The following is a 10773-nucleotide window of genomic DNA, read 5'->3' as shown; positions in this document are numbered from 1 at the left end:
CGCGGCCGCGAGATGGCGGGCCTCGATGGCGTTGTCCTTGAACACCTGCAGCGAGCGGGCGAGCGCGCCCACTTCGTCCTTGCGCTCCACACCTGTCACGTTCACGGACAGGTCACCGTTCGCCAGTTGGTTCATGGAACCGGAAACGCGGTTCAGCGGGCGCGTAATGGCCATCACGACAATGGAGCCAAGCAGTGCAATCGCAATGCTCAAACCGATGACCGATGACACGATGAGTGTCATGGAGGTGCTGGATGCCAGGGCTTCCGACGCGTCAGATGCGCGGTCGAGCGCTTTCTGGTTGACAGCGATGCGCTCCGTCAGGAGGTCACGAACCTTCATGCGAAGATTGCGTCCTTCACCGTTGGAGATTTGAAGGGCGGAGAAATCGTCATCCTGCATGCTGTGGGCGACGCTCTTGTCCATAAGCGCGAAATAGTTGACGAGAGTCGCCTTGATGTTCTCGGTGATGGCGCGACGCTCCGCTGAGTCGGAAAAGGCGATCAGCTCGTCGGCATGTTGCAGCGTCAGCTTCTTGTATTGCTGATAGACGGCTTCCGCGCTCTTGAGCCGGTCCTGTTCCGTTGAGGACAACAGGATCAGGTTCTTTTCCTGAATGCTGGCCTCGTTCACTTCGGCGTTGATGTCCAGAATGGTGATCAAGCGTGCGGCTTCGACATCTGTCAGTTTCTTTGTGTCCGCACTGAGGGTATCCAATCCGTTTTTCGCAATGGCAATCAAGCCGATCGTGATAGCGATGAAGATTGCTGTCGGGATCGCCAGTTTGACGATCAATTTCAAATTATTCAGAAAACGCATGGTCCCTCGACAACCTGCCCACAACCCCGCAGGAGGCGCACGCCCCCACGACGTGCCGACAACAGGCTCCTTGTTTATAAACCTCCTGCGTTGAGCATCGCATTACGGGAAATTACTTAGACGCATTCGCTTATCTAAGAAAACTTCACGTATTTCGAAATTATATTAACGTTTTATTGATAAATTGTGAATCGATAAGCTTCGGAAGCAATCGCTAAAATCAGGATAAATTTCTACTAAAGTAGCATCAATGTAGCCCTGGCAGAATAACCTCAGTCCAGACCTAACGCTGGACTGACGTTGAGCGGGCATAACGGCTTGAAGACGTCATTGTCTTCTGATGTTAACGATGCATCTCAAATCTGGCTACGTCGAAGGTGAACAGCCCAAGGCCATCGCGGAGCTCGTCCAAGGTGGCTTGGGTCCGTTCCCGGGCTGCCAGGGTGCCGGCCTGCAGCCGATCCAGAACATAGCCGCGATCGCGCCCGAGGGCAGTGCGGCGCTCCCGAATAGGCGCGAGAAGGTTCTGAAGGATATCTTCCAGGCGGCGCTTGACGACGGAATCGCCGAGGCCACCATGGCGATACCGTGCCTTCAGGTCTTCGACGGCTGCGCGATCCTCGTCGAAAGCATCCAGGTAGGTGAAGACGACGTTCCCTTCCACCGTGCCGGGATCGGAGGCGCGCAGGTGATTAGGATCCGTGTACATACGCCGCACCGCATCGCGGATCTCGTCGGGCGTGGCGGACAGGGGAATGGCATTGCCCTGGGACTTGCTCATCTTCGCCTTGCCGTCGACGCCGGGCAGCCGCCCGATGGATGGGATCAAGGCTTGGGCTTCGGGAAGCACATCGCGGCCGATCTGCCGGTTGAGACGGCGCACGATCTCGTTGGTCTGCTCGATCAGAGGAGCCTGATCCTCGCCCACGGGCACGACATTCGCCTTGAACCCGGTGATGTCCGCCGCTTGTGCGGCCGGGTAGCACAGGAAGCCCGCGGGAATATCGCGCCCGAAGCCGCGCGTCTGAATCTCGTCCTTGATCGTCGGGTTGCGCTCGAGCCGCGCGACGGTCACGAAGTTCAGATAGAGCAAGGTGAGTTCGGCCAGCGCCGGCAGGCCCGATTGCACGCAGATCGTCGTCCGGTCCGGATCGATGCCGACGGCCAGATAATCGAGCGCCACCTCCAGCACGTTCCGACGCACCTTGGCGGGGTCGGACGCATTGTCTGTGAGCGCCTGCGCATCTGCCAGAAGCAGATACTGCCTGTGGCTATGCTGAAGGACGATGCGATTCTTCAGGGATCCGGCATAATGGCCGAGATGAAGAGGACCAGTGGTCCGGTCTCCGGTCAGGATGATGGGACGCTGATCGATGTCGATGGGCATGGGGCTTCTCCGTATGAGAGCCGCCGTGACGTAGGACATGATCAGAAAAGAACGAACGATACCTGCCGTGCACGGCGGCTACGTTCGTTGCGAAAAACATGACGACGTGCCGCTCCTGTCAGGAGCGCCACCAAAGGATTGCGGTTGGGGTCGCACAGCCGTTCATGGACTTAGGAATGCCACGGGGACGGCGCTCGCGCAAGAAGCCTGAAAATCTCAGAGAACTACGATGCCGGCGTGCTTGGCTTTGTTGTCGGGCTCCACATGGATCGTGATGAGCGAATCCTTCACGTCGTCCTTGAGGGCGCGCTCCAGGCGGTCGCAGATGTCATGGGCGTCGGTCACGCTCATGTGGCCCGGTACCACGAGATGGAAATCGATGAAGGTCATCCGGCCCGCATGCCGCGTGCGCAGGTCGTGCGCTTCGATGGCGCCCTGAGCATTGATGGCGATGATCTCGCGAACGCGGCTCAGGGTCGCCTCGGGAAGGGCCTCGTCCATGAGGCCGCCGATGCTTTCCTTCATCAGGCCCCAGCCGGACCAGAGAATGTTGACGGCCACCAGGGCGGCGAGGACGGAATCGAGCCAGTGCCATCCTGTGAAGGGCACGAGCAGGAGGCCGATCAGAACGCCCGCCGAGGTCACCACATCCGTGAAGAGATGGCGTCCATCGGCCACCAGGGCGGGCGAGCGCATGCGACGTCCACGGTTGATCAGCAGCCAGGACCAGAAGGCATTGATGACACTGGCGATCGCGTTGATCGCAAGACCCTCCATGGGCGCATCGATCATCTTCGGCGACAGGAAACCGTAATAAGCCTCCCGCAGGATGGCCAGCGCCGCGACGATGATCAGCACGCCTTCGAGAACGGCGGAAAAATATTCCACCTTGTGATGCCCGTAAGGATGGTTCGCATCCGCCGGCGCTGCGCTCAGGCGCACCGCCATGAAGGCCGCGACCGCCGTCACCACGTTGATGACGCTCTCAAGCGCATCCGAATAGAGCGCAATGCTGCCCGTGATGTAATAGGCAGCATATTTCAGGACGAGAACAACCGTTCCGACGAATATGCTGCCGAGGGCAAGTTTCTGAATCTTGTCCATGGCGCGATGCGTAATCAAGAGTGCTGCGGGAAACGAGGCGACCTTATAGACGGTGTTTCTCAATGCGCAAGATCTTGTTTTTACTTGCAATTCGTTCGCAAAATCATGTCAGGGAAAAGCATTTCCTGTGCAAGGCGAGCCTGAGATTGGCTAAGAGAAGAGGCGCATAACGGCCGCTGCGGGCCGATCATTCCGGGAGGGCCGTCGCCTTGAGCAGAACCTTCTCGTAATAGTTCGATAAGGTCGGAGCGAGGGCCTGGCAGCGCCGGACGAGTTCGAGAGCCTCCACCCGACGACCGGCACGGATGCTGTCGAGCAGCGTGGGATGCACCTTCATCAGCTCCGCCAGCGCCGGGTCCTGACGCTGCGAGGCGGGCGCAACGATGGTGAAGATGGCAGTCTTCTCGGCACGCCCTTTCACGGCAATGCGGTCGAGCTCGATCAGCACGAAATGGTCCTGCAGCGCTTTTGCCGTCGCGGGACCGAGGACGATGGAGACGCCGTATTCCTTCGACAGGCTCTCTAGACGCGACGCGAGGTTCACCGTATCGCCAAGGACCGAGTAATCGTAGCGCCAGCGCGAGCCTACATTGCCGACCACGCAGTCGCCGGTGTTGATGCCGACCCCGATGGCGAAGGAGGGCGCATCCTCGCCTTGTTCCCGTCGCAGCTCGGCATTCAGGGCTGTGACCGCGTCCAGCATGCCCATGGCGGCGCGTGCGGCGCGCAGCGGATGGTCCGGGCTCGGCAGCGGGGCGTTCCAGAACGCCATGACGCAATCGCCGATATATTTGTCGATGGTGCCGCCTTCCGCGAGCACGGCGGCGGACAGTGGATCAAGCAGGCGGTTGATGAGGGTGGTGAGGCGCTCCGGCTCATCCTTCAGCTTCTCCGACAGGGTCGTGAAGCCGCGCACGTCGCAGAACAGGATCGAAAGATTGCGGCGCTCGCCTCCGAGCTTCAGGGCACTCGGATCCCGCGCGAGCTGCGCCACGAGGTCCGGCGAGAGATAGCGCGAAAAGGCCTCCGACACGGTGCGGCGTAGGTGACGTTCGCGGGCATAATCGAGCCCGAAACGCGCGCCGAACACCGCCAGCGCCGCCGCCGCCGGCATGGCGGGCGGCATCCAGACCCGGCCGAAGCGGAGCACGGCCCAGGATCCGACGATGAAGAAGGCGAGCAGGAAGGCTGCCGCGAGCCCGGTTCGCCAGGAGATGCCGCGCGTGCAGAATGCGGCGGCCAGCAGAGCCCCGGCGATGACCAGAAGCGCCATGACGAGCCGAGGCACGGGCAGCACGTAGAGATTATGGCGGAGATTGTCGAGGATCGTGGCCTGGACCTCCACGCCGGCCGTGAGGGTTCCCTCGGTCAACGTAAAGGGCGTCGGGAAAGTATCGGGCGCGCCGATATCGGCGGAGGTCGCCTGCTTCAGGCTCAAACCCACCAGAACGACCTGGTCCTTGAAGAAGCCGGGCGGCAGAAAATGCGTCGGATCGAGAGCCTGGTAATAGGAGGCTGTCGGGTAGGAGCGGGCCGGTCCGAAGAATTGGATCAGTGCGCCGTCAGGAGCGACCGCCTGCGGTTCGCCCTTCAGGCGCAGCGCTTCGGCACTCAGACTGTCTGGGGCCTGAGGCATGCGTCGCAGATAGGCATCACCGTCGAGATCCACGGATGCCACGCCTGTTGCCGCGCCGGCATCGAGGAAAGGATCGAGCGGGCTGACACGGGTCGTCTGGATCCCTTGAGGCAGGAGCGTTGTCACGTCGTCGGTGGCGAGCACCACGTCCGGACCGAGCACCTTCGCGAAAGCCGTATCGGCCTCCTCCGTGGTGGGGTCGGCGAAGATGATATCGAAGGCGATCACCTTCGCGCCCGCCGCGCGCAGGCTCTCGACCAGTTTGGCGTGAAGCTCCCGGGACCAGGGCCAGCGTTGGCCGATCTCGCCGATGGACGGCTCGTCGATGGCCACGATCACGGCACCCGGCCGTGCCGGCAGAGGTGGCGAGACGACCGAGAGGATATCGTAGAGTCGCGCCTCGATGAGATGGATCGGGGGGAAATAGAGGACAGGCATCAGCAGGGCCGCGATGAGCCCCGCCATGATGAAATGGCGCCAGAGAGATCCTCTGCCGTGATGGTCCGATGCCGGCCCCGGGCCGCTCACCCTAGAACCGAGCCTTGACGGAGGCCGCGACCGTGCGGCCGGGAGCCGGAATGTCGAAGCCGAAATCGTAACGCTGGTCGAACAGGTTGAGCGCCGTCACGCCGAACTGGAAGCGCCGGTCCGGCGTCTCCCAGCTGATCGCAGCGTCGGTCGTCCAGTAGGATTCCAGCCGGTCGTTGTCATAGGAACCGGACCGCTCGCCGATGAAATTCTGGGTCAGGGTGAACCGCAGGCGGCTCGGATGGACGAAGGTCATTCCGAAGCGCGCGAAGCGCTCCGGAACATAGGGGACCGGCTCTCCCACGCCCTGGCCGTTGCGGTCTTCCGCCGTCGCCAGGATTTTCGAGGTCGCTCCGCCGACGGTGCCGAACACGCCGATGCCGTGACCGAGCCAAATATTGACCGTGGCGGCGAGCCACTCGGCGCGCGCCTTTTCGATGTCCTCGAAGCTCGTCAGCGTGTTGATTCTCGGAACGTTGAGGTCGTTCAGCGTTTGGCGCTGGTATTCCAGCGCCGTGAAGACATGCGGGGTCCATTCCGCATCCCAGCGCAGAACAAGGCTCTTCGTCGGTCCAGCCGCGGGCGTGTCGTTCGGAATTAGCCCGACCGTGGTCATAGGGGCAAGCGAGTAGCTCAGGTAGGTATCGGCGTTCTCGATATAGGCCGCACGCAGCCATTGCCCTTCCAGCGGCGACACGCCGATGCCGAAACGGGGCGAGACCCAGACGTCGGGATCGGTATCCTTCACGTCGAGGAAGGTGCGATGGACGCCGGCCTGAGCCTCGAACCGATCATTCGGGCGCCACGAAAGGTCCGCATAGGCCCGGCCGCCGCGGAAGGGACTGTCCAAGGCCGTCGCGTCCTGGAGATAATCCTCCGGTCCCGAGAACCAGTATTGGTAACTCCTGCTGACGCCGTTGTATCGCACCTGACCTGCCTGAGCCTCCAGGCCATAGCGCAGGTTGAAGTCGCCGATCCCAATGGCGTGGCTCACCGCTCCGACGACGCCATCGACGCGTTGCTTCTCCTGCCAAAGGGTATGGAGGGTCGGGAAGGTGCTGTAGTCCCACTGATCCCCACGATCGAGCGTATCGTTACGGGTTGCGAAGATGGCGGTCGAGAGGACATTCCGGTAGCCGAAGGTGTGGCTCCAGCCGGCCACGCCGAAAAGGGTCGTCTCGTCCCGCTCGATATGTTCGGTGCGGTCCACTCGATCGACATCCGTCAGGCCCGGCCTGCCGTCGGTGGCCCAACCCATGAACATGAACCGGTCGGCTGCACTCGGTGCCGAGCCGATGCTGAGCGTGATGCCTTTCGCTCTCTCATTGTCGGCCGTCAGGTCGCCCTTGGCCTCACCGGCATTGGCGGACAGGCTGAAGCTCGTCGGCACCGGGTCGTTGGAGAAGCCGTTGACCAGCACGCCCGCGTCCCAGCCGACCTTGCCGCCGCGCACCACGGGGCCGCCTCCGATTTCTGTATCGAGGAACGGCCGGCGGATGGGATCGAAGCGCCCGATGCGGCCGGAAACGGCCAAGGGATCGAGGAGCAATCCCTGAATGGAGAGGTTCAGGGCCGCGCTGTTGAGGTCCGTTCCTTCGGCGGCATCGAGGGTCGGCTCGGTCGTAAACAGGCCCGGCCTGCTGGCGATCGCCTGGTCGAAATAGCCTTGTGCCTCGAACGGATCGAAGGTCCGGTCGGCATAGAAGCGGGCCCAGTCGTGCAGGTTGATGAAGCGGTAGGCTTCCACCGGATAGGAGCCGGTCTGCTTGGTGACCGAAAGGCCCGCATAATCTCCGCCACGGTCCCGGTAGCGCCGCAGGGCCTCGCGCGCGGCGAGGATCGCCTCGTCGGCCATGTAGAGATCGAGCGCGAAGGCCGTGCGCAGGATGGGCACGATCGGGGCCCTGGGATCGAGCCGGTCGGCATTGTCGAGCGTCTGCCAGGCGAGTTCGTAATCGCCGTTCTGGAAATAGGCGTCGGCCAGGATGAGCTGATCGTTCGAGCGGGCCGGATTGACGGCGGACCCGGCCAGCAGGGATTCGATGGCCTGAGCCATCTTGCCCTTCTGCAGGAGATAGCGGCCCCGGGCCGAGTAGGCCGTGGGCGGATCGAGCGTCAGCGCCTTGTCGATGAGGACGCCTGCTTCTTCCACCCGGCTCTGATCGAGGAGAAGGATGGCCAGGTTGACATAGGGAATCGGGTTCTGCGGCTCCATCTCGATGGCATGCCTGAAGGCGTCTTCGGCCTCGATGAAGGCGCCACGGCTCTGTTCGAGCAAACCGATCTGGTTGAGGAGCGAGAAGTTCGGATCGGTCTTCACGACGCTGTAGAGATCGGCCAGCGCTCCATCGATATCGCGGGCATAATCGGCTTTGATCGTGGCCCCGAAGGTCACCACGTCCGGATCCGTGGAATCGATGGCCTTGGCGCGTTCATAGGCCGCGTACATGTCCTCGCGATGGTCGAGGTCCTGCGCGAGGGATGCCGAGAGAACGGCCAGCCCGGCGTCGTTCGGAAACAGTTTCTCGGATGCCGCCGCCTCGGCAGCGGCGGCTTTGAGGTCCTGGCGGAAACCGGTGAGGTAGGCGTTGATTTCCGCCGTCCTGGGATCCCTGACCGGCACCTTCGGGACGGGCTGCACCCGCTTCGGATCCGCCAGGGAAGCGGCCGCATAGCGGCCGTACTCGGCCCAGCCGCGCCGCCGGGAATCGAGGCCCGGCTTCGCGCGCTCGAACAGCCTGATCGCATCCTGCCAGCGGCGGTCCGCGCCGGCCATGAGGGCTTCGAGATAATCGGCGCGGGCCCGCTGTGCCCTTGTCATCGGCCGGTTGCGGGCTTCTGCGAGAGGGGCTGCCGCCCCGCGCCGGTTGCCGGCATTCATGAGGCTCTCGGCGAGGGTGAGCCAGTCTTCCGTCGTGCGGTTCGCGGACGGCAGGGCCTCGATTCTGGATTTTTCGGCCTCGAATTGTTTGCTGTCCAGCGTTGTCGTCGGCAGGTTGATGAACACCTCGCGCATCGACATGTAGAACAGCATCTGCTCGCGGTCGTTCGGGCTGACGAGAACGAATTTCGTCGGCGCCTGACCGACCGCCGCCACGGCTCCTTCGCCCTGGCGAACCGTTACAGCACCTTGCGGGTTCTTGAGCTCGACGACGCCTTCGAGCACCACGAGGGAGGTCTTGCCGGCGCCGTCCACCGCCAAGGACCAGTCGGTGCCGCGAATGGCCGCGACTGCGGCCGGAGTCTTGACGTCGACGCCCGAACCGCCACGGGCGGCGCGTGCCCAGATGTTGCCGGCCTGGAGGCTGAGCTGGGTCGCATCGGCCGGTCCGCTCGCCACGTCGTTGACGGTCAGGGTCGAGTTACGCCCGACGCGGATTTGGGTCTGGTCGTTGAACAGGATCGCCAGATTGCCGATGGCGTTGGTGCGCAGGGTGTCGCCGCCGACAAGGCTCTGCTGCAGCTGGGCGGCGCGCCAGAGATCCTCGCGCACGAAGCGCATCTCCTCGCCGCCCTTGGCCGCCACGATGGCGCCCGCCGCGGGGGCCTGGCGCGGCACGGGAGCTTGAGCCTGCGCGGCGGCAAAGGAAAGCGCCAGGACGCTTGTGGCGGCCAGAAGCCTGACGGATCGGAAAGACATGGAAGACCGGCTCGAACGAAGGGTTACCTGCTCTAACGTTACTGGAGCTTAGCAGGAAGTCCCCGGGAACAAAGCCGATTCACATCATGGATGATGTGTTTTAAAGCACAGGGTGAACGGCTGCGGCTTTCAAGCCACAGATTCAGACGCCAAAACGACGATGGGAGGCGGGTTCAAGCCGTCTTTCCGCAGGCGATCAGCAGTTTCTGCTTCAGATCGTGCTGGGCGAAGGGCTTCTGCAGGACCGGGCGGTCCCGGAAGGCATCGCGGATGCCCGCGCTGCCGTAGCCGGTCGAGAAGACGAAGGGGATCGAACGCTGGGCCAGGGCCTCGGCCACCGGATAGATCGGCTCGCCGGCGACGTTCACGTCGAGAATGGCCAGATCGACCTGTTCGCGCGCCACCGCGTCGAGGGCTGCCGACAAGCGGGCCGCCGGGCCGATCACCTCGCAGCCGAAATCGAGAAGCATATCTTCCAGGAGCAGGGAGATCGCGGCTTCATCCTCGACGACGAGAATACGCAGGCCGTTGAGATCGCCGTTGCTCGTTACGCTGTCGGTCACGGGTTCACTTTCTTTCACGCTGGGACGCTGGCGGATCGCTCAGCAAAGCACGGAACAAGATGCGCTGGATCTTCCGGACTTCAAGCCTGGAATCAGGTGCTTCTATCACTTTTGCGTATCCGTGCAAAAACCGGGCACGGCTCGAAATGAGCCATGATATCGTTATAGACTAATCTTAGGGCGACTCCTCGCCTTTGCCTAGGCCTCACGCATCCATCAATCGGTCGGAGGATTGCGACGACGCGGGTCAGCAATGGCCCCTTGCGGAAAAGGCATCTTATCCCGAATAATCGACTGATGTTCTCGCGTGATCGCTACCGTATCGTCATGAACGCCTCCGCATGGGATCAACACCATGCCTAGGCGACGCCCCAAAGCACCCGTTCTCATCGTTCTGCACCAGGAGCACTCGACGCCCGGCCGGGTCGGGCGCCTGCTTATGGAGCGCGGCTATCGCCTCGACATCCGCCGTCCCCGCTTCGGCGACCCGCTGCCCGGGACGCTCGCCCAGCACTCGGGCGCCGTGATCTTCGGCGGCCCGATGAGCGCCAATGACCCGGACGATTTCGTCAAGGCGGAGATCGACTGGATCGAGGTGCCGCTCAAGGAAAACAAGCCCTATCTCGGTCTCTGCCTCGGTGCGCAGATGATGGCGAAGCAGCTCGGCGGCCGCGTCTGGGCCCATCCCGAGGGTCGGGCCGAGATCGGCTATTACCCCTTGCTGCCGACGGCGGCCGGCGAAACCCTGAGCGAGGATTGGGGCGTGCCCTGGCCGAGCCATGTCTATCACTGGCACCGGGAGGGCTTCGATTGTCCCTCAGGGGCCGAGACCCTGGCGACGGGCGACGATTTTCCAACCCAGGCTATCCGGGTCGGCGAGAAGGCCTTCGGTCTCCAGTTTCATCCGGAGGTTACTCACGCAATGATGTGCCGCTGGACGGTCGTGGCCGAGGAGCGGCTGAAAATGCCGGGCGCGCAGGACCGGGTCCGCCAGTTCGCCGGGCGCTTCCAGCACGATCCCCATGTCTCCCGCTGGCTCGACCGGTTCCTCGACCATTGGCTCGATGATCCAATGCCGAAGCGCCTGCGGGCCTGA

7 protein-coding genes are annotated in these 10773 nt (G+C 62.9%); 1 reads left to right on the top strand and 6 read right to left on the bottom strand.

Annotated features, from left to right (window positions below; genetic code table 11):
- The 6 genes from AB4097_RS17800 to AB4097_RS17775 all read right to left on the bottom strand — a co-directional run.
- The coding region (locus AB4097_RS17800; protein ID WP_442041975.1) for a HAMP domain-containing protein at nucleotides 1-819 on the bottom strand (819 nt) is incomplete at its 3' end.
- A 343-nt stretch (nucleotides 820-1162) separates the two neighbouring features.
- Entirely contained in the window at nucleotides 1163-2206 is a 1044-nt protein-coding gene (trpS, locus tag AB4097_RS17795) for a tryptophan--tRNA ligase (protein WP_442041973.1), read from the bottom strand.
- A gap of 216 nt (nucleotides 2207-2422) precedes the next feature.
- Nucleotides 2423-3310, bottom strand: coding sequence for a cation diffusion facilitator family transporter (locus AB4097_RS17790; protein WP_442041971.1), 888 nt, complete (start codon nucleotides 3308-3310; stop codon nucleotides 2423-2425).
- A 187-nt stretch (nucleotides 3311-3497) separates the two neighbouring features.
- A complete protein-coding gene (locus AB4097_RS17785; protein ID WP_442041969.1) occupies nucleotides 3498-5411 on the bottom strand; it encodes a CHASE2 domain-containing protein in 1914 nt (637 codons plus the stop codon).
- Between the two features lie 64 nt (nucleotides 5412-5475).
- Nucleotides 5476-9114, bottom strand: coding sequence for a FecR domain-containing protein (locus AB4097_RS17780; protein WP_442041967.1), 3639 nt, complete (start codon nucleotides 9112-9114; stop codon nucleotides 5476-5478).
- A gap of 173 nt (nucleotides 9115-9287) precedes the next feature.
- Nucleotides 9288-9677, bottom strand: a complete 390-nt coding sequence (locus AB4097_RS17775) for a response regulator (protein ID WP_442041965.1) — start codon at nucleotides 9675-9677, stop codon at nucleotides 9288-9290.
- A 355-nt stretch (nucleotides 9678-10032) separates the two neighbouring features.
- Between AB4097_RS17775 and AB4097_RS17770 the strand changes: the two genes are divergently transcribed.
- Nucleotides 10033-10773 (top strand): glutamine amidotransferase, encoded by a 741-nt coding sequence (locus AB4097_RS17770; RefSeq protein ID WP_442041963.1) that lies wholly within the window; start codon nucleotides 10033-10035, stop codon nucleotides 10771-10773.

The organism is Microvirga sp. 2MCAF35 (genome assembly GCF_052115545.1).
GTDB lineage: Bacteria > Pseudomonadota > Alphaproteobacteria > Rhizobiales > Beijerinckiaceae > Microvirga.
This window is presented reverse-complemented; position numbering and strand designations above follow the sequence as displayed.

Coding starts and splice junctions, on each gene's coding strand:
- AB4097_RS17780 (WP_442041967.1), bottom strand. CDS start 9,114: ATGTCTTTCCGATCCGTCAGGCTTCTGGCCGCCACAAGCGTCCTGGCG.
- AB4097_RS17785 (WP_442041969.1), bottom strand. CDS start 5,411: ATGGCGGGGCTCATCGCGGCCCTGCTGATGCCTGTCCTCTATTTCCCC.
- trpS (WP_442041973.1), bottom strand. CDS start 2,206: ATGCCCATCGACATCGATCAGCGTCCCATCATCCTGACCGGAGACCGG.
- AB4097_RS17790 (WP_442041971.1), bottom strand. CDS start 3,310: ATGGACAAGATTCAGAAACTTGCCCTCGGCAGCATATTCGTCGGAACG.
- AB4097_RS17770 (WP_442041963.1), top strand. CDS start 10,033: ATGCCTAGGCGACGCCCCAAAGCACCCGTTCTCATCGTTCTGCACCAG.